The following is an 18,278-nucleotide window of genomic DNA, read 5'->3' as shown; positions in this document are numbered from 1 at the left end:
TCAGCCGAAAAACTGCAATATTCCAAAAAAGTTACACACTTTCCTGCGGAATATTTAACTCACCTGATTACGTCATTTATTTCCCACCTCACGCCGTATTTTATTCTGCCTTAAATTCCCTCAGAAACGTCCGGCTTAAAATTTGCGCTTGACCGTCAAAGCGTCGCGCTTTACTTTCTGGTTATTGAAAGAGGAACTGTGTTCCATATAGTGAAACCAACGCCATGACCACACTCGAAAATGCCTCCGCTGTACTTAAGCTGTTTCAGCGCTTTGGCGTGACGCAGGGCCATCCCGGCTTGACCTTTACCGAGGTGGTGGATGCGTTAGGCATGCCGAAAAGCACGGTCTCGCGCCTGTTGGCGACCATGGAAAGTGAAGGCTTACTTGAGCGTGACGCCGAGAGCCGCTGCTTCCAGATTGGTCGCGTGCTGCTGTCGGTGGCGGGTCACTATCTGTCGACGCCGCTAGTGGATAGCGCGTCGGCGCCGATGGCGCGCCTGGCGGCCAGCAGCGGTTGCATGGGTTATATCTCGGTGTTGGATGGCGACGATGTGCTGGTGATGCGCATGTATCACGGCCGCTTCTTCACCCAGTTGGTGACGCCGCCGGGCTCGCGCGTTTCATTAACCGGCACTTCGACCGGACGCGTGCTACTGGCGCAGCTCAGTGATGACGAGGTTCGCGAACGTTTTGCCAGCAACTGGCAGGCGGCTTCGATGAACTCGCCGCTGAGCGTCGATGCGTTATGCAAAGAGTTAGCGGTAATTCGCCAGCAAGGCTGGGCACTGGCGCGCAATGAGACGCTGCCGGGCATCAGTTCGCTGGCGGTCGCGGTAACCAATAAACATCGCGGTGAAAGTGCTGCGCTCTGTCTCTCGTTTTTATCGCAAGAAGCGGCGCCCGGATATCCGGAGAGGCTGCTCAGCGAACTACGCGCAACGGCTGCACTGATGGCCGAAAAATACGGCGCATAATCCTGTCCAAAACAGGAAACCCTATTTTAGTTTTGAAGGCGTTTATTCGCGCCACACCAGGGAAATAGCAGGTCTTCGGACCTGCTTATTTCAATAATCAGGGAACGATTAATATAAAAACGTTGATGTCCCGCGTGTCGGGCACTTCGAATTAAAGCGTTTTCTACAGGGTGAAAATACGGGGATCTCATGCGTCAAAATAATCCAATAAAAAGCGTTGGCGTTGCCTTAATGCTGGTTCTGCTGTCCGTTGCCGGCGCCATCATTGGGGTTCAGCTTATTACCACCATTGGGGTAACACCCAATACCTCTATTATCGGCGCGCTGTTTGCCATGCTGCTGGCGCGTATTCCGCTGCAATGGTTTCGTCGCTATCGCTCCATTGAAGTACAAAACCTCGCGCAAACCGCCATCTCCTCTGCCACCTTCGGTGCGGCCAACAGCTTGTTGATGCCAATTGCGGTGCCGTGGGCGCTGGGTGAGCCGCAGCTGGTGCTGCCGCTGTTTGTTGGCGTCAGCGCGGCGATGCTGCTCGATGCTTATTTACTCTATCGTCTATTTGATACCCGCGTCTTCCCGGCCAGCAATGCGTGGCCGCCGGGCGTGGCGGCAGCCGAAGCGATCAAAGCCGGTGACAAAGGCGGTCGTCAGGCTTGGCTGCTGGTGGTGGGGATTGTTGGCGGCATCGTGGGTTCGATGCTGAAGATCCCGATGTCGGCATTTGGCACCGCGTTTATCGGTAATATCTGGGCGCTCAGCATGCTAGGTATGGGTTTCCTCCTGCGAGCCTACGCGCAACCGGTTGCTGGCATTGATATCAACGCACTCTATATTCCGCACGGTGTGATGGTCGGTGCCGGTTTGGTAGCGTTGATTCAGGTGGTGCAGGTGATTCGTAGCCGCCGCAATGATCAGGTCAACGTCAGCCGTAGCGACAGCGAAGTCAAACGTTCGCTGGGTTTCGGCACCGTCGGTTACATCGTCATCTCCACGCTGCTGGCGCTGGCGGGCGGTCTGTGGAGCCAGATGGGCCTGCCGATGCTGGTGCTGTTTATCCTTTACGCCGCCTTTGCTGCCTTCGTGCATGAATTGATTGTTGGTATCGCCGCCATGCACTCTGGCTGGTTCCCGGCCTTTGCGGTGGCGCTGATTACCCTGATTCTCGGTATTCTGCTCGGCTTCCCGCCGTTGGCGTTGTGCCTGCTGTGTGGTTTTACCGCCGCTACCGGTCCGGCGTTTGCCGATATGGGTTATGACCTGAAAGCCGGCTTTATCCTGCGCGGTAACGGTGCCGATGTGCAGCAAGAGCTGTGGGGTCGCCGTATCCAGCTGATCGCCGCGATGATTGCCTTTGTGATCTGTATTCCCGTGGTGTGGTACGCGCACACCATTTTCTTTGCCGAGAATCTGCTGCCGCCGGTGGCGCGCGTTTATGCCAAAACCATTCAGGCCGGTGCGGAGCCGGGGATCGCTGGCAATCTGCTGATGTGGGCGATTCCGGGCGCGGTTATACAGTTGATCGGCGGACCGAAGCGTCAGCTTGGCGTCCTGCTGGCGACAGGCTTATTAATCAACAACGCCGCGGCAGGTTGGGCGGTGATGGTGGGCATCGCACTGCGCATTATCATCCTGCGCGTGTGGGGCGAGCGTGGACGTTCACCGATGGAGGTGATGGCCGCCGGATTTATCGCGGGCGACGCGCTCTACAGCTTCTTCCATTCACTTTTTGCCAGCGGCACTAAAAAATAATCCAGGGAATTCATTATGAGTTTACAGCAGACACTGCAGGTCTTTGAGCTACTCGATAGCGCCTATATTGATGGCCAACAGGTGGTCGATCTGTTCGCGGCCTATCCGGGCGTTACCGCCAGCACCAAACGCGTCAGCGGGCCAAAAGGGCGGACCGATTTCGTCCGCATCGATATCCCCGGCGCGCAGGGCAAAAGCAACGGCGGCAGTGCGCCAACGCTCGGCATTATTGGACGTCTCGGCGGTATCGGTGCGCGTCCAACGCGCATTGGTATGGTGTCTGACGCCGATGGCGCGGTGGCGGCGGTGAGCAGTGCGTTGAAGCTGGCGCAGATGCAGACCAAAGGCGACGTGCTGGCCGGTGATGTGATTATCACCACCCACATCTGCCCGGATGCGCCAACCCGTCCGCACGAGCCAGTCGATTTCATGGATTCGCCGTGCGACGACATCACCATGAATGACAACGAAGTGATCGCTGGTGTTGATGCGATTCTGTCGATCGATACCACCAAAGGTAACCGCATCCTCAATCACAAAGGCTACGCGCTGTCGCCGACGGTGAAAGAGGGTTATATCCTGCGCGTGTCAGAAGATCTGTTGCGCATCATGGAGATGACCAGCGGCAAACCGGCAGTCACCTTCCCGATCACCACGCAGGACATCACGCCATACGGCAACGGGGTTTATCACCTCAACAGCATTTTGCAGCCTTCCACCGCGACGGATGTGCCGGTAGTCGGCGTGGCGATCTGCGCCGAATCGGTGGTGCCGGGCTGCGGTACCGGCGCGAGCCACGAGGTGGATATCGCCTTAGCGGTGAAGTTTGCGGTGGAAGTGGCGAAAGAGTTCGGGCGTGAAACCTGTCACTTCTACGACCCGCAAGAGTACGCTCTGCTGCTCTCTTTGTATGGTAGTCTCAGCCATCTGCGTACCCGGAAAGCCTGATGATGAACATCTCCCTGGTCACACTGACGATAGGTCAATCACCGCGCAGCGACATTCTGCCGCTGCTGCTGGAACATCTGCCCGCCGATCAGGTGGCGCATGCCGGTTTACTCGACGGCCTGACGCTGGCCGAAGTTGAACAGCAGTATGCGCCCGCGCCAGGCGACAAGGTGTTGGTGTCGCGCATGACCAGCGGCGAGCAGGTGCGGCTGTCCGTAGCAAAAGTGGAGCAGGGACTGCAACGTAAGATCAACGCGCTGGAGCAGCAGGGCTATGACACCATTTTGCTGCTGTGCACCGGCGAGTTTGGCGCGCTGAAAACCCAATCCGCCTTGCTGCTGGAGCCCGATCGCATCATCCCGCCGCTGGTACGCGCGATTGTGCAAGATCATAAAGTCGGGATTGTGGTGCCGGTGGAAGAGCAGATTGCCGAGCAAGCCAACAAGTGGCGCAATCTGACCACTCCGCCGTGTTTTGCCGTCGCCAGTCCGTATCTGGCAGAGCAGGCCGATTTGGTGGAAGCGGGCTTGTCGTTGCAGGAGCAAGGCGCGGATGTGGTGGTGCTGGATTGCATCGGTTATCACCAGAAGCACCGCGATTTCCTGCAGAAAATGCTGGGCATTCCGGTACTGCTGTCGAACGTGCTGGTGGCCAAGCTGGCGGCAGAATTGATCGTCTAACGCAGGGAGATCACAAGTTGCGATCTGTGGCGCTAATTCGCGTGACAGATCAGCGAGTTCCTTAGTAATCTGCCAGTCACGATAATGTGCTGTGAGGAAGTAATATGCTCAATACAAGTGAGTATTTCGACGGAAAAGTGAAATCCATTGGTTTCGACAGCGTGACCATTGGCCGTGCCAGCGTTGGCGTGATGGCCGAAGGTGAATACACCTTCGGCACCAATCAACCGGAAGAGATGACGGTGGTGAGCGGCGCGCTGAAAGTGCTGCTGCCGGGCGAAACCGAGTGGAAATGGTACGAAGCCGGCACCAGTTTCAACGTGCCAGGCCAAAGCGAATTCCATCTGCAGGTGGCAGAGCCTTCTTCTTATCTGTGCCGCTACCTCTAAACTCAAGCTTTAGAACATCTTAAACCTGCGACTTCTGTTGAAGCGCAGGTTTTTTTATTGCGCACCCCACGAAAATCCTGCTGGTTTGTCGTGGGGTCACCCTTAATGGCGACCAGGAGCGAGAGGATTAACGCTTCGCTTCGCCGCCTAACGCTTCGACCAGATTGCTGATCAGCGCGGCCAGTTCGCTGGTCATCAGAATAAAATCGGCATCGAAACGCTGGGCGAAATCATCGCGGTCGATGTCATCATTCTGCTCACGCAGCGTGTCGCTGAACTTCAAACGCTTCACTGAAGCATCATCGGCGATGACGAACTGAATGCGTTCCTGCCAGTCAAGCGCTAGCTTGGTGACCACTTTACCGGCTTCAATGTGTGTAGCGATTTCGTCGGAAATCAGATCCTGCTTCTTACAGCGGATCACGCCGCCATCTTCCAGCATGGCTTTCAGCTCGGCTTCATCCATCAGGGCAAAACCGGCTGGCAGCTCACCTGAGCGCACCCATTCGGTCAGCGTCAGCTCGATCGGATTCTCCAGCGTCAGCGGTACCACCGGCAGCGAACCGAGGCTTTTACGCAGCAGCGCCAGCGTGTCTTCGGCTTTCTTGGCGCTGGCGCAATCGACGATGATCAGGTTATTAACGGTGTCGATCCACATATACGTCTGGCTGAAACGGCTAAACGCGCGTGGCAGCAGGCTGTGCAGCACTTCATCCTTCAGCGAGTCTTTCTCGGTCTTCTTCAGCTTGCGGCTCTGTTCCGCTTCCAGCTTGTCGATTTTGGCTTCCAGCGCCTGCTTCACTACCGGCGACGGCAGAATCTTTTGCTCGGTGCGCGCGCAAATCACCATCTGACCGTTGATTTCATGCGTCAGCGCTTCGCTGCGGTTGCCCATCGGTGAAACCCAGCCGGTTTTCGCCATATCCTGGCTGCCGCACGGCGAAAAGGTGAAGGCGTCGAGCTGTTTTTCCAGATCGTCTGCGGACAGCGGAATGTCACGATTCAGACGATAAACCATCATATTTTTAAACCACAACATCGGGATTCCTTACCGTGGGTGCGATCGGGCGCACAAGTCTCAAAGTCAGCGCGCATGATAGCGAAACATCGGATTGGTTTCATTGCCTTTCCCGATTCAGCCTTCTACTGTATTGGTCACCAGAACGAATAATGAGGAATAGATCGTGCGCATCGGGATTGATTTAGGCGGGACCAAAATTGAAGTGATTGCACTGTCTGATCAGGGTCAGGAACTGTTCCGTCATCGCGTTAACACCCCGCGTGACGACTACGCTGCCACGGTTCAGGCGATTGTCGATTTAGTGCTGCTGGCGGAGGAGAAAACCGGCCAGCAGGGCACGGTTGGCATCGGCATTCCCGGCACGATTTCGCCTTACACGCAGCGGGTGAAGAATGCGAATTCCACCTGGCTGAACGGTCAGCCGCTGGATAAGGATTTAGCGCAGGCGCTGAATCGTGACGTGCGCATCGCCAACGACGCGAATTGTCTTGCGGTTTCCGAAGCGGTGGATGGGGCAGGCGCGGGTCAGCCGCTGGTGTTTGCGGTGATTATCGGCACCGGATCGGGCGCGGGCGTAGCGATTGGCGGTGAGTCGCGCATTGGCGGTAACGGCAATGCCGGAGAGTGGGGCCACAATCCGCTGCCGTGGATGGATGAAGATGAACTGCGCTATCGCGCGGAAGTGCCTTGTTATTGCGGGTTGCAGGGCTGCATTGAGACCTTTGTATCGGGCACCGGCTTCGCTATTGATTATCAGCGTCTGAGCGGTAAAGCGCTGAAAGGCGCGGAGATCATCAAGCTGATTGAGCAGCAGGATCCGGTGGCGGAACTGGCGATGAATCGCTACGAAATGCGTCTGGCGAAATCACTGGCGCAGGTAGTGAATCTGCTGGATCCCGATGTGATTGTGTTGGGCGGCGGCATGAGTAACAACGATCGCCTGTACCAAACCGTGCCGGCGCTGATGAAGCAGTGGGTGTTTGGCCGCGAGTGTGAAACGCCAGTGCTGAAGGCGGTACATGGCGATTCGAGCGGCGTGCGCGGGGCGGCGTGGTTGTGGCCGTTGAAAGGGTAGTTTCTGTTACGCACCTCTGTATGTGCTCGCTTTCCCCCTCCTCGGTCCTCCCCCATAAATGGGGGAGGAAGATGCTGCCACATGTCAGTGAGGAAGCTGCATGTGGCAGCGTCTCCTTCCCCCGCTTGCGGGGGAAGGCCGGGATGGGGGACAGCCAGCACTAACCCACTCATTCACCCACTAACATCGAATCCTGCGGCGCGTTATCACGCTGGGCTTTCGTCGCCAGGAAGTAGACATATCCCACCGCCATAATCGCCACAAACAGGCCGCCAATCACCGGGTTAAACCACAGCATCGCCACCAGACACACCAGCGACAGCACCAGCGCAATGCCCGGCACAATCGGATAGCCAGGCGCACGGAAGCTGCGTTCCATCTCTGGCGCAGTGCGACGCAGTTTGAACAGGCTCAGCATACTCATCAGATACATCACAATCGCGCCGAACACCGCCATGGTGATCATCGCAGCGGTCAGCGTCATGCCTTGCAGATTAATGAAACCATCGCTGTAGATGGCGGCGATGCCAATCAAACCGCCGGCGATAATCGCGCGGTGCGGCGTCTGGAAGCGCGACAGCTTCGCCAGACTTTGCGGCAGATAACCGGCGCGGGCGAGGGCGAAGAACTGGCGCGAATAGCCGAGAATAATGCCGTGGAAGCTGGCAATCAGGCCAAACAGACCGATCCACACCAGCATGTGCATCCAGTTGGAGTTTTCACCGACAATCATCTTCATTGCCTGCGGCAGCGGATCGTTGATGTCCGACAGCTTGCGCCAGTCGCCAGCGCCACCGGCCAGCAGCATCACGCCAATCGCCAACACCACCAGCGTCAAAATGCCGGTGATATAGGCTTTGGGAATAGTGCGTTTGGGATCTTTGGCCTCTTCGGCCGCCATCGCCGCGCCTTCAATCGCCAGGAAGAACCAGATGGCGAACGGAATCGCGGCAAAGATGCCAGACATCGCCGGCATGCCGAAATGATCGCTGCCCGCCCAGCCGTTAGCGGCAAAGTTGGCGATGCTGAAGCCCGGCGACACCACGCCCATAAACACCAGCAGCTCCAGAACCGCCAGCACGGTGACCACCAATTCGAACATCGCCGCCAGCTTAACGCCGAGAATGTTCAGCGTCATGAAGACGATATAGGCGCCGACCGCGGCGGTTTTCGGATTGAGATCGGGATATTGCACGTTGAGGTAAGCGCCAATCGCCAGGGCGATCGCCGGCGGTGCGAACACGAACTCAATTAGCGTGGCGAGGCCCGCGATCAAGCCGCCGGTTTCACCGAACGCGCGGCGGCTATAGGCAAACGGACCGCCCGCATGCGGAATCGCGGTGGTCAGTTCGGTAAAGCTGAAAATGAAGCAGGTATACATGGTGGCGATCATCGCGGTGGTGATCAGAAACCCTAGCGTGCCCGCCACGCCCCAGCCGTAACTCCAGCCAAAATATTCCCCGGAAATCACCAGTCCAACCGCAATGCCCCACAAATGCAGGGTGCCCAGCGTGGGTTTGAGCTTATTCGTCATCATCTTCTCCCCGTCGTCATTGTTGGTGCGGCAGCTTCACCGCGCTTTTTTATCTTTGCGCTACAGTGAAGTGATAATGCCGCTGCCGGACGCGGGAAAACTTGACGCGGGCGCAGTGAGTTTTGTCCTCCACGGTCAACTCTAAGGCAAGAAAAGTGCCAGATGCACGCTGCGGTCAACTTTGGGTTATCTGCGGTCAAGCAGTCAGGACGACGTCATCCCATGCTGATACCACTTGCTTGATGCTGGAGATTGATGAATGAGTGCCGAACAGTCCGATACCTTAACCGATACTGAAATCACCCTGCTGGCGCATCAGGCGCTGGCCCGTTATCCCGCGGCACTGCGCGGCGAACTCAAGCTGCTGTGCCGTTCGGAAAATGCCACCTTCCTGTTGCAGGCGGCGGGCAAACGCTACGCGCTGCGTCTGCATCGTCCTAACTATCACAGCAAAGCGGACATTCAGAGCGAGCTGCTGTGGCTGGATGCGCTGCGTGACATTGGCATCATGGTGCCGCAGGCGATCCCGGCCAGTGAGGGTGAGACCGTGCTGACGCTGCTGATGGCAAACGGCGACGAGCGCTACGCCGTGTTGTTCCACTGGATTGAGGGTGACATGCCCACCACCGATGTCGATCCCAAAGCGTTTCAGCAGCTGGGTCACATCACCGCGCGCTTGCATCAGCACAGCCGCAGCTGGCAGAAACCGGCCGGTTTCCAGCGCATCATCTGGGATCATCACACCATGGTCAGCGATCATAGCCATTGGGGACGCTGGCAGGATGCGCCGAACCTCAATCCGGCCGATCACGGCATCGTCGCCGAAGCGGTAGCGCGCGTCGGGCAGGAGCTACAGGGCTTTGGCAAAGGGGCGGATCGTTATGGTTTGATCCACGCCGATCTGCGTCTGACCAACCTGCTGCTGCATAAAGGTGAAACGCGGGTGATCGACTTTGATGACTGCGGACTCGGCTGGTATCTGCACGATCTGGCGGCGGCGATCAGTTTTGTTGAGCACCATCCGCGCGCCGCCGAATGGGTGGATAACTGGATCCTCGGTTACGAAAAAGTGGCGCACATCAGTGATGACGAGATGGCGCTGGTGCCGACGCTGCTGATCCAGCGCCGCATTCAGATGACCGCGTGGATGGGATCGCACGCGGAAACGGAAATGGCACTGAGCCTTGGGCCGCGCTGGGCCGATCACTCGGTGCGCCTCTGCCGACGTTATCTGGAAACCAATCAGCTGCCGGTTGGCGTTTGATGCACCAGCAGTGAGCAGCTTTGCGCTGTCGCGGCGCAGCAAAGGTCGCCATTCATGGCGACCCTGCGACAAAATCCGCAAATCATCCGCCTGGTACGAATATTGCTGGAATCCTCAACCTGTTTCACTCGCGCCACACGCAGAGGTTCCGATGCAATCACTCATAACACCCACTGAAGCCTTGAGCGCCTTGTCCGTCAGCGCCAGCAACCGCGGCGTTTTGGCGGCGGCGGCCACCGGACTGAGCGGGTTTATCACTGACAAAGGCGGCGATGTCGATCGTATTTTTGGCATCAGCGGCATCAACTCCGAACTGCTGGCGAGCCCTACGCTAAGCCTGGGTTTGGTGAACTACTGCCGTGTAATGGAAGAGGCTGCGCGTCATTCCGGTTTTGATAACTTCGGTTTGCATTACGGTAAGCAGTTCAAACCGCAGTCATTAGGCTTGATCGGGTATATCGGCCTCTGTTCGCCCACGCTGGAGCAGGCGCTGCACAACGTGGTAAATGCCTTTCCGTGGCATCAGCACGACACGCTGACGCGGCTGGTGGATAAAGGCGAGTGCTGGCGGCTCGATTATCAGGTGCGCCACGGCGCGATCCTCTCCAGACGCCAGGATGCGGAGCTGACGCTCGGTATGTTTCTCAACTTGATCCGCCACGTTGCCGGCAAAAACTGGGCACCGCGTGAAGTGCACTTTGAACATCCGCGCCCGGAGCAGTGGCACGAGCACTGCAAAGTGTTTGATGCGCCGGTGTGGTTTGATCAACCGTTCAACTCATTACTGATTCCGAAACGCGATCTGCTGCGCAGCATGCCGGAACAAGATCCGATGTTGCTGATGGTGATGCAGGATGCTATCCGCCGCCTGAACAGTTGTGCCAGCCTGCAAAGCGTGGTGGAGCAGGCGCGATCGCAGGTCAATCTGTCACTGATGCAGGGCGAACCAGTGCTGGAAGATATTGCCGAAAAAATGGGCCTGTCGAGCTGGTCGCTGCAACGGCGGCTGCGTGAAGAGGGCATCAGTTTCACGGCGCTGGTGGACAAGGTACGCTGCGAGATGGCGACGCACTATCTGCAACAGAAGCAGCTGCCAATCTCAGAGATGGCGCTGCTGCTCGGCTATTCCGAAGTCAGCGCCTTCTCCCGCGCCTTCCGCCGCTGGTTTGGCATCAGCCCGCGCCAGTGGCGCCAGGATGGCTCGGCGTTGCCGGGGCAAAACCGAACCACGCTGGCTGGCTAGCGTCCGGTGGCGGCGGTAAATCTTTGCTTTGACCAATCAACTGCCAGGCGCGCAGGCACAGCGTTTCGTCGCCTTGCGTCTGCGTCACCGCGTAGCGCCCGCTGTTTTGCCACTCAAGCCGCACCAGACATTGCTGACCGGCATAACGGCGCGCATCGCGGAAATGCTGGTTGAGCTGATGCTGCATCTCATCAGCCCACTTGCAGGATGCGCTGCCCGGCGCGCTCTGCGGCTGACACAGATTGGCGATGCTATCCTGTTGCTTTGGCTCAGAATGCTGACAAGCGCTGAGGCCCACAACAATCATTAACCCGCCCAATAATCCCGCCATTCGATTAATTAAATTCATTAATATGCCTGTACTTTCACTAAAGTTCCTCTCTCTCACTGCCGACAGTCTACAGACCGACTCAACCAATGCTATGGCATTACTCTGACTGTCGGCAGAACCAGAATTTGCCGCAGCCTTGCGGCTTTATCTCCTTTTGATTCATGGATTAGAAATGCAGAAAAAATATGCCCTTGCGGCACTCTCCTTGTTAAGCGCCACGCTGCTCAGCGGCTGCGCGACCGAATCGTCACGCGCCATTGAAGCGCCACAGGTACGTGCGGCCAGCCAGCCCGCGTATCAGGGCGTGCGCAGCCCGATTGCGGTTGGCCAGTTTGATAATCGCTCCTCGTACATGAACGGCATCTTCTCCGATGGCGTGGATCGTCTTGGCAATCAGTCGAAAACCATTTTGGTCACGCACCTGCAGCAGACCAATCGCTTCAACGTGCTGGATCGCAGCAACCTGAAAGAGTTGCAGCAGGAAGCCGGCTTTAAGAAGAGCGAGCAGAACATCAAAGGTGCGACTTACATCATCACCGGCGATATCACCGAATTTGGTCGCAAAGAAGTGGGCGATCAGCAGCTGTGGGGCATTTTGGGGCGCGGTAAGAACCAGATCGCCTATGCCAAAGTCAACCTGAATGTGGTGAATGTCACCACCTCAGAAGTGGTGTACAGCGCGCAGGGCGCGGGTGAATTCAAGCTGTCAGCGCGTGAGATCGTCGGTTTCGGCGGCACCGCCAGCTATGACTCCACTCTCAACGGCAAAGTGATGGATCTGGCGATTCGTGAAGCGGTAGATCATTTAGTGGATGGCATTAACAGTGGCGCATGGCGTCCGGCGAAATAAGGATATTGAGCATGAAAGGGTTGCAACTGAGTGCGGCGCTGATCGCTGCGGGTGTGCTGGCAGGCTGTGCGCCAAAAGGGCCGGAACCGATCTATTACTGGGGCGATTACCAGCAGCAGATCTACAGCTATTACAAAAAAGATAGCGATCCGCAGAAGCAGATCGAAGCACTGAATCTGGATATTGAAAAAGCCAAATCGGTCAACAAACCGGTTGCGCCGGGCCTGCACGCGCAGCTCGGCCTGCTGTACGCCAAAACCGGTGCTACCGATAAAGCCTTCGGCCAGTTTGCCACCGAGAAGCAGCTGTTCCCGGAATCGGCGCCCTATATGGACTTTTTGATGAAGAAAAGACAAGGAGTTGCCCAGTGAAAAAGCTGATTGTGTCTCTAGGCGTGCTGGCCACGCTGCTATTGACCGGCTGCGCGCATAAAAAACCGTACGATTACAGCGCCTTCCGCGCCAGCAAGCCGGCCTCAATTCTGGTGTTGCCTGCGGATAACCGTGCGCCGGATGTGAACGCGGCGAACAGCTTCACCTCGCTGGTGACGCGTCCGCTGGCGGAAGCGGGCTATTACGTGTTCCCGGTGGCGGTGGTGGATGAAACCTTCCAGCAGAACGGATTGACCAACGGCCATGAAATTCAGGCTGTCAGCCCGCAGCGTCTGCATGACATCTTCCACGCCGACAGCGCGCTGTACATTTCAGTGACCGATTACGGCAGCAGTTATCAGGTGATCCAGAGCGTGACCAGGGTGTCGGCGACGGCGCGTCTGGTGGATTTGCGCAGCGGTAAAGAGCTGTGGCAAGGCATTGCCACCGCCAGCGACGCGGAAGATGGCAACAACAATAATGGCGGTATCATTGGCATGTTGGTGTCAGCGGCAATCAAGCAGATCGCCAGCAATGTGTCGGATAAGGCACACACCATCGCCGGTGTGACCAGCGCCCGTCTGCTGGCGCAGAACGAGCAGGGCGGTTTGCTGGCCGGCCCCCGTTATAAGTTGGTGAGTACGCGATAAAAGAACGCAGTGAATCGTAGCGGCGCGATTTATCGCGCTCTTTTCGGATGGGCACCGCCTTAACAAGCGCAATAAATTGCGCCGCTACGAATTGTGCGTTTTTAAGCGAGATCGCCCGGCAACTCCAGCTTGCTGTAACCCAGGCCATTCATCTTGCGGACACGGATCTGCACCGGAATACGCTCTTTCATCGCTTCGACATGGCTGATCACGCCGATGGTTTTGCCGCTGGCGTTGAGGGCATCGAGCGCATCCAGCGCGGTATCCAGCGTCTCGGCATCCAGCGTGCCGAAGCCTTCGTCGAGGAACAGCGATTCGATGCGCGTTTTATGGCTCACCAAATCTGACAGCGCTAACGCCAGCGCCAGGCTGACGAGAAAACTCTCGCCGCCCGATAGCGTGCGCGTATCGCGCGTGGCGTCAGCTTGCCAGGTATCAACCACTTCCAGCTCCAGCTCTTCACTAATGCGGCGCTGCAGCAGATAGCGACCGTGCAGGCGATCGAGCTGACGGTTCGCCAGCCACACCAGATGATCGAGCGTCAGACCTTGTGCGAAGCGGCGGAATTTATCGCCTTTGGCCGAACCCACCAGATCGTTCAGACGCCCCAGTTGCGCCAGTTCCACTTCATCGGTGGCGATTTGCGTCAGCAACGATTGCTGCTGCAAACGCTGTTGCGCATCGCTGTGTAACTGCTGCTGCGCTTCGCCCTGTTGACGGGCATTGTCACGTAACGTCACGCGCAGCTGTTCCAGCTGCTGCTGAATCGTGGCGGCGATCTCGTCGCTAAGTTCCAAAGGCCGCTGCTGCTGATGCGCCGTCCAGCGCTGCATAAGCTGTTCGCTGAGGGTGAGCTGCTGCTGGCGCTGCTGATCGAGCGTCTGCAACTGCTGGCGCAGCTGCTGCACCTCGCGCTCCTCCAGCAGAGCGGCACGCAGCGCGCGCTCATCCGCAAAATCACTCTGCTGCAGCGCGGCGAGGAAGGCGCTTTCTGCGGCGGCAGCGCGCTCACGCAAGGTGTGTTGCTGCGCCGCGATCTGCTCGCACTGGCCATTCAGGCCGTGCAGCATGCTTTGCGCCTGTTGCCACTGCTGAAGCTGCTGCGCCAGCGCCTGTTCACACTGTTGCAGCGCGGCATGCTGCTGCTGCCGGGCTTCTGCCACCAGACGATCGCCAAACAGCTGTTGACGCTGTTGCTGCTGCTGCTGGCGCTGCTGCTGCAAAGCGCTAAGCGTCTGCTGCAGCTCATCCAGCCGCTGCTGTTCACGCGCCAGATTCTGCTGCAGGCTGCTGCGCTCGCTTTCGGCTTTCACCAGCTGTGGCTGCAACTCGCCGTGTAACCGTTCATTTTCCTGCCATGCGGTCCAGCGTTGTTGTAAGGTGCGCAGCCAGCTTTCCCGCTCAGCGACATCTGGCAGGACGAGCTGATGCTGCGTCAGTTGCTGTTCCAGCTGCTGCGCCAGTTGCTGCATGGCGCTGCGTTCGCTGGCCTCGCGCTGGCTGATTTCATCCAGCGTCTGCTGCGTGCTGGCGATCTGCTGCTGCGCCAGCTGCTGCTGATTCTGATGCTGCTGCCACAGCTGCTGCTGTTGCAGATGCGCATCCTTCGCCTGCTGCAGCGCACGCGCGGCGTTTTCCCGCGTCTGCAGCTGCTGTTGCTGCAGCTGTTCCTGCGCATCCTGCTGCTGTTGCCACTGCGCAAAATCGTCCTGCTGCTCCAGCGTGCAGGTAAGTGCCAGCTCACCGCTCAGCGCTTGCCATTGGGTGTTCACCGTCGCCAGTTGCTGATCGTAATCGCTGATCTCCTGCTGCAACGCCTGCTGCTGTTGCAGCGACAGTTTCTGCTGCTCGCCTTTGGCGGTGCCGGACTCTTTTAGCTGCGCCACGCGCGTTTCCAGCGCGGTTAAACGCTGCTGATTGGCACCGGGCTCAAGCTGCTGATATTGCGCAATCGCCGGATGCTGGCACGAGCCGCACAGCGGGCAGGGCTGATCCGGCTGCAGTTTAGCGCGCTCGTCGGCCAGCTGGGCGATGGTGCGCTCCAGCTCGCAGATTTTGCGCACATCGAGCAGCGCCTGATGTTCCCGTTTGTACTCCTCGCGCAGCGCCTGCAACGTCTGTTCCGCGTCCTGATGCTGCTGCTGGAGCTGCGCCAGTTTCTGCTGACGCTGTAACCGCTGCGGTTGCAGCGTGCGCCACTGCGCGGCGAGCAGGTTAAGCTGCTGGCGCGCAGGGCGTTGGGTTTGATGCTGCGTCAGGGCGTCGCGCAGTTGCGCGCTGCCGATCTCCGCCTCAAGTGAAGTCAGTGCTTGCTCCGCTTGCAGACGCTGCTGCGCGGCCTGGGCTTCGGCTTGCTGCAACGGTTGCGCCGCCTGTTCACGCTGAGCCTGCGCCTGTTGATGCTGCTCCAGCTGGCTGCGCTGCTGTTGGTGCTGTGCGATCAGCTGCGTCAGCGTCTGCTCGCGCTCATCCAGCCGGGCAATCTCCGCCTGCCAGCGCGTTAATTCCACGCCCCAATGGGCGACAGCGGCTTCGCGGGCACGAAATTCCTGCTGCTGCGCCAGCTGTTGTTGTAAACGTTCACTTACCTGCTGTTGCTGGCTGAGTGCGGTTTGGCTGGATTGCAGCGCCTGTTGTTGCTGCAGATGCAATCGCTGCTGTTCATCCAGCTGCTGCGAGAGGGTGGTGATGCGTTGATCGAGCGGGATAACCTGCTCGGTGAGCAGCGTTTCAAGCTGCTGCTGATGCTGTAACGCCTGTTCGCGCGCCTGCTGCGCGGCCTGATAATGGTTTTCGCCCTGTTGCAGCGCGGTTTTGGCTTGCTGCCGTTGCGCCTGCAGCTGCTGCGATTGCTGTTTCAGCGCGCGCAGATCGCCCTGCAACTGTTCGCGCTGCTGCAATTTCTCGCGCAGTTTTTCTGCCGGTTCGGCGCGCGCCAGCCGCTGACGATCGCCATCCGCCTGCTGCCAGGCCTGTTGCGCGGCAAGCAGCGTCTGTTCGGCCTGCAGCTGCTCTTGGGTTAGCTGTTGCTGCTGCACCAGCCATTGCTGCTGATGCTGCGCCAGCGTTAGCTGTTCGCTGAGAATTTTCTCCTGCGCACCAAGTTCTGCCAACTGCTGCGTCAATTCTGCCCGGCGTGCTTCATCCAGCAGCGACATGCCACCGGCGCGGGCGCGCAGCGTATCCAGCTCGCTGCGCGCGGTGCGCCAGCGTTCATAGATCTGCACCGAGATTTGTCCGTAGATTTCGGTGCCGGTCAGCTCTTCCAGCAGCTCGGCGCGTTCGCCGGGTTTGGCATTCAGGAAGGCGGCAAACTGGCCTTGCGACAGCATCATTGAGCGGGTAAAGCGGGCGAAATCGAGCCCCGACAGGGTCTCAATCGCTTTTAGCTTGTCGCCAACTTTATCGGCGATGATCTGATTATCAGCGACGCGCGCCAGCTCGACGCGCGGTGCCTGCAGCTTACCGTCGGCTTGGCCGCGCGCGCGGTTCTGGCTCCAGAAGGCGCGCCAGGCTTCGCCTTTGATCTCAAACTCCACCTCCGCCAGACACTCGGCGGTGTCGCGGGTGATCAGCTCGTTCTGGGTTTGCGACAGCGTGCCGAGGCGCGGCGTCTGATGATAGAGCGCCAGGCAAATCGCATCGAGTAAGGTGGTTTTGCCCGCGCCAGTGGCGCCGATAATGGCAAACAAGCCGTTGCTGGCAAAGGGCTCACGACGGAAATCGATAAACCATTCGCCGCGCAGCGCATTGAGGTTCTTAAAACGTAGCGTCAAAATTTTCATGCGGATGGATTCTCCAGCGCGGCAAGCTGGGTGCGGAACAGCTGCGTTAACTGCTCGGCCTGCCCGGCATCCAGCTGATCTTCCTGCGCCAGTCGGCGAGCAAACACGTCTTCCACTTTTAGTTCGCTCAGGGTTTCGTTCTCCAGCCGTTCGAGGCTGCGCTGCCGCTGTTCGCGGCTGCGGCGCACCAGCAGCACTTCGACCGGCAGATTTTCGGTGAGCGCTTCAATGCGACGTTGCAGATCGCTGAGATATTCCTGCGTGGTGATCTCAATATCCAGCCAGACTGGCTGTTCGCTGGCGCTCGCGCTGAACTGCGCCAGCTGATGTTCAATCTCCGCCATCGAGCCTTTCAGCATCTGCATCGGCTGGAAGTGCGGGATGGTTAGCGGCGTAACGGTATCGAGCGTGGTGCTGAATTCCAGCAGGAAGACGCTTTTCTCGCGGCCAAGCTCATCAAAACTGAGCGGAATCGGCGAGCCGCTGTAACGAATGTGCTCGCTGTTGGCGATGCGCTGGGCGCGATGGATGTGACCGAGCGCGATGTAATCGGCGGGCGGAAACGCCTGCGCCGGGAAGGCATCCAGCGTGCCGATATAGATGTCGCGCACTGAATCGCTTTTAGTCACGCCAACGGTGGTGAGATGGCCGGTGGCGATGATCGGCAGCGTAACGTCCTGCGCATCGCGCTGCGCCTGCGCGGCGGCAAAACAGTGCTGATAATGCTGCTCGATCGCCTCCAGCAGCGAGATCTGCTTCTCGCGGCCGGATTGGCCGGCCTGGCTGCGCAGAATGTCGCGCGGACGCAGATAAGGAATGGCGCACAGCAGCGCACCCGGCGCGCCATCACGCTGCTTCAGGGTTAACACCTGCTGTTCGCCCTGCCGCGTGGCGCTGGTGATCACCTGCGTATTCAGGCAGGCCAGCAGCTCGCGCGATTCATTCAGCGTCGCCACCGAGTCGTGATTGCCCGCCAGCACCACCAATTGGCAGCCGCTTGGCTGCAGCGCCACCACAAACCGGTTAAACATTTCACGCGCGTAGCTCGGCGGCGAACCGGTATCAAACAGATCGCCGGCGATAATCAGCGCATCCACCTGATGCTGCACAATCTGATCCAGCAGCCAGTCGAGAAACGCCTGATGTTCCCGCGCGCGACTTTTGCTGTAAAAGAACTGACCGAGATGCCAGTCAGCGGTGTGAATGATGCGCATGTTTGCTCCGTGCTCTGTTTAGCGAAGGCGAATTATAACCACTTAAGATCACAAAGAAAAAAAGCAGAATTTTATTGTGACATTTCTGTTTTTTATCTATCTATCTTAGGGCGGTGTTTTCATAAAAGTGTCACAAAACTGACGCATAATGGCGCCGCAAATCCCAGTGACACGGTGTCACACTAGCAGGAGTTACA

At 58.2% G+C, this 18,278-nt stretch carries 16 protein-coding genes; 11 read left to right on the top strand and 5 right to left on the bottom strand.

The features are described 5' to 3' along the window. Positions 1 to 224: 224 nt before the first annotated feature. From ACFQW4_RS20700 to ppnP, 5 genes are all read left to right on the top strand, one after another. Positions 225 to 977, top strand: a complete 753-nt coding sequence (locus tag ACFQW4_RS20700; RefSeq protein WP_377727164.1) for an IclR family transcriptional regulator — start codon at positions 225 to 227, stop codon at positions 975 to 977. 189 nt (positions 978 to 1,166) lie between these two features. Then, entirely contained in the window at positions 1,167 to 2,726 is a 1,560-nt protein-coding gene (locus ACFQW4_RS20695; RefSeq protein ID WP_377727161.1) for an OPT/YSL family transporter, read from the top strand. Between the two features lie 15 nt (positions 2,727 to 2,741). Beyond that, the gene (locus ACFQW4_RS20690; RefSeq protein WP_110867768.1) at positions 2,742 to 3,674 is read left to right on the top strand and encodes a DUF1177 domain-containing protein; all 933 of its coding nucleotides are present in this window, start codon (positions 2,742 to 2,744) and stop codon (positions 3,672 to 3,674) included. A gap of 2 nt (positions 3,675 to 3,676) precedes the next feature. After that, positions 3,677 to 4,354, top strand: a complete 678-nt coding sequence (locus ACFQW4_RS20685) for an AroM family protein (protein ID WP_377727289.1) — start codon at positions 3,677 to 3,679, stop codon at positions 4,352 to 4,354. A gap of 104 nt (positions 4,355 to 4,458) precedes the next feature. Beyond that, positions 4,459 to 4,743: a pyrimidine/purine nucleoside phosphorylase gene (ppnP, locus tag ACFQW4_RS20680; RefSeq protein WP_101762466.1), complete on the top strand. Its 285-nt coding sequence runs from the start codon at positions 4,459 to 4,461 to the stop codon at positions 4,741 to 4,743. Between the two features lie 127 nt (positions 4,744 to 4,870). On the opposite strand, the gene rdgC is transcribed toward ppnP, so the two are convergent. Continuing rightward, the gene (rdgC, locus tag ACFQW4_RS20675; protein WP_008106069.1) at positions 4,871 to 5,782 is read right to left on the bottom strand and encodes a recombination-associated protein RdgC; all 912 of its coding nucleotides are present in this window, start codon (positions 5,780 to 5,782) and stop codon (positions 4,871 to 4,873) included. 145 nt (positions 5,783 to 5,927) lie between these two features. On the opposite strand from rdgC, the gene mak reads away from it, so the two are divergent. After that, a complete protein-coding gene (gene mak / locus ACFQW4_RS20670; RefSeq protein ID WP_377727156.1) occupies positions 5,928 to 6,839 on the top strand; it encodes a fructokinase in 912 nt (303 codons plus the stop codon). Between the two features lie 169 nt (positions 6,840 to 7,008). On the opposite strand, the gene eat is transcribed toward mak, so the two are convergent. Next, a complete protein-coding gene (eat, locus tag ACFQW4_RS20665; protein WP_377727286.1) occupies positions 7,009 to 8,373 on the bottom strand; it encodes an ethanolamine permease in 1,365 nt (454 codons plus the stop codon). Between the two features lie 259 nt (positions 8,374 to 8,632). On the opposite strand from eat, the gene ACFQW4_RS20660 reads away from it, so the two are divergent. Together ACFQW4_RS20660 and ACFQW4_RS20655 are read left to right on the top strand one after the other, a co-directional pair. Continuing rightward, positions 8,633 to 9,637, top strand: a complete 1,005-nt coding sequence (locus tag ACFQW4_RS20660) for a phosphotransferase enzyme family protein (RefSeq protein ID WP_192236726.1) — start codon at positions 8,633 to 8,635, stop codon at positions 9,635 to 9,637. A 151-nt stretch (positions 9,638 to 9,788) separates the two neighbouring features. Next, positions 9,789 to 10,880 carry an AraC family transcriptional regulator gene (locus ACFQW4_RS20655; protein WP_110867764.1) on the top strand — a complete coding sequence of 364 codons (1,092 nt, stop codon included), beginning with the start codon at positions 9,789 to 9,791 and terminating at the stop codon, positions 10,878 to 10,880. Here ACFQW4_RS20655 and ACFQW4_RS20650 read toward each other — a convergent pair. Continuing rightward, complete coding sequence (locus tag ACFQW4_RS20650; protein WP_192414000.1) at positions 10,810 to 11,229, bottom strand: cell envelope integrity TolA C-terminal domain-containing protein; 420 nt, start codon at positions 11,227 to 11,229, stop codon at positions 10,810 to 10,812. The two genes, ACFQW4_RS20655 and ACFQW4_RS20650, sit on opposite strands and share 71 nt — an antisense overlap. Before the next feature lie 154 nt (positions 11,230 to 11,383). Between ACFQW4_RS20650 and ACFQW4_RS20645 the strand changes: the two genes are divergently transcribed. From ACFQW4_RS20645 to ACFQW4_RS20635, 3 genes are read left to right on the top strand one after another with little or no spacing between them, the layout of a single operon-like run. Beyond that, positions 11,384 to 12,061: a CsgG/HfaB family protein gene (locus tag ACFQW4_RS20645; protein WP_377727151.1), complete on the top strand. Its 678-nt coding sequence runs from the start codon at positions 11,384 to 11,386 to the stop codon at positions 12,059 to 12,061. Positions 12,062 to 12,072: 11 nt separating this feature from the next. Continuing rightward, the gene (locus ACFQW4_RS20640) at positions 12,073 to 12,432 is read left to right on the top strand and encodes a DUF4810 domain-containing protein (RefSeq protein ID WP_377727148.1); all 360 of its coding nucleotides are present in this window, start codon (positions 12,073 to 12,075) and stop codon (positions 12,430 to 12,432) included. Continuing rightward, positions 12,429 to 13,082, top strand: a complete 654-nt coding sequence (locus ACFQW4_RS20635) for a DUF799 domain-containing protein (protein WP_137385252.1) — start codon at positions 12,429 to 12,431, stop codon at positions 13,080 to 13,082. Before ACFQW4_RS20640 ends, ACFQW4_RS20635 begins: the two co-directional genes overlap by 4 nt. A gap of 101 nt (positions 13,083 to 13,183) precedes the next feature. Here the strand turns inward: ACFQW4_RS20635 and ACFQW4_RS20630 are convergent, their stop codons facing one another. Together ACFQW4_RS20630 and sbcD are read right to left on the bottom strand one after the other, a co-directional pair. Continuing rightward, complete coding sequence (locus ACFQW4_RS20630; protein ID WP_377727145.1) at positions 13,184 to 16,867, bottom strand: AAA family ATPase; 3,684 nt, start codon at positions 16,865 to 16,867, stop codon at positions 13,184 to 13,186. Continuing rightward, positions 16,864 to 18,081 carry an exonuclease subunit SbcD gene (gene sbcD / locus ACFQW4_RS20625; RefSeq protein WP_377727142.1) on the bottom strand — a complete coding sequence of 406 codons (1,218 nt, stop codon included), beginning with the start codon at positions 18,079 to 18,081 and terminating at the stop codon, positions 16,864 to 16,866. The genes ACFQW4_RS20630 and sbcD overlap by 4 nt, the downstream gene beginning before the upstream one ends. Positions 18,082 to 18,278 lie beyond the last annotated feature (197 nt).

It is taken from the genome of Pantoea sp. GCM10028869 (assembly GCF_042666835.1).
GTDB classification, from domain to species: Bacteria; Pseudomonadota; Gammaproteobacteria; order Enterobacterales; family Enterobacteriaceae; genus Pantoea; species Pantoea leporis.
This window is presented reverse-complemented; position numbering and strand designations above follow the sequence as displayed.

Excerpts from the sequence above, each read along its gene's own strand:
- ACFQW4_RS20700 (WP_377727164.1), top strand. The coding sequence starts at position 225 with ATGACCACACTCGAAAATGCCTCCGCTGTACTTAAGCTGTTTCAGCGC.
- ACFQW4_RS20695 (WP_377727161.1), top strand. The coding sequence starts at position 1,167 with ATGCGTCAAAATAATCCAATAAAAAGCGTTGGCGTTGCCTTAATGCTG.
- ACFQW4_RS20690 (WP_110867768.1), top strand. The coding sequence starts at position 2,742 with ATGAGTTTACAGCAGACACTGCAGGTCTTTGAGCTACTCGATAGCGCC.
- ACFQW4_RS20685 (WP_377727289.1), top strand. The coding sequence starts at position 3,677 with ATGAACATCTCCCTGGTCACACTGACGATAGGTCAATCACCGCGCAGC.
- ppnP (WP_101762466.1), top strand. The coding sequence starts at position 4,459 with ATGCTCAATACAAGTGAGTATTTCGACGGAAAAGTGAAATCCATTGGT.
- rdgC (WP_008106069.1), bottom strand. The coding sequence starts at position 5,782 with ATGTTGTGGTTTAAAAATATGATGGTTTATCGTCTGAATCGTGACATT.
- eat (WP_377727286.1), bottom strand. The coding sequence starts at position 8,373 with ATGACGAATAAGCTCAAACCCACGCTGGGCACCCTGCATTTGTGGGGC.
- ACFQW4_RS20660 (WP_192236726.1), top strand. The coding sequence starts at position 8,633 with ATGAGTGCCGAACAGTCCGATACCTTAACCGATACTGAAATCACCCTG.
- ACFQW4_RS20655 (WP_110867764.1), top strand. The coding sequence starts at position 9,789 with ATGCAATCACTCATAACACCCACTGAAGCCTTGAGCGCCTTGTCCGTC.
- ACFQW4_RS20650 (WP_192414000.1), bottom strand. The coding sequence starts at position 11,229 with ATGAATTTAATTAATCGAATGGCGGGATTATTGGGCGGGTTAATGATT.
- ACFQW4_RS20645 (WP_377727151.1), top strand. The coding sequence starts at position 11,384 with ATGCAGAAAAAATATGCCCTTGCGGCACTCTCCTTGTTAAGCGCCACG.
- ACFQW4_RS20640 (WP_377727148.1), top strand. The coding sequence starts at position 12,073 with ATGAAAGGGTTGCAACTGAGTGCGGCGCTGATCGCTGCGGGTGTGCTG.
- ACFQW4_RS20630 (WP_377727145.1), bottom strand. The coding sequence starts at position 16,867 with ATGAAAATTTTGACGCTACGTTTTAAGAACCTCAATGCGCTGCGCGGC.
- sbcD (WP_377727142.1), bottom strand. The coding sequence starts at position 18,081 with ATGCGCATCATTCACACCGCTGACTGGCATCTCGGTCAGTTCTTTTAC.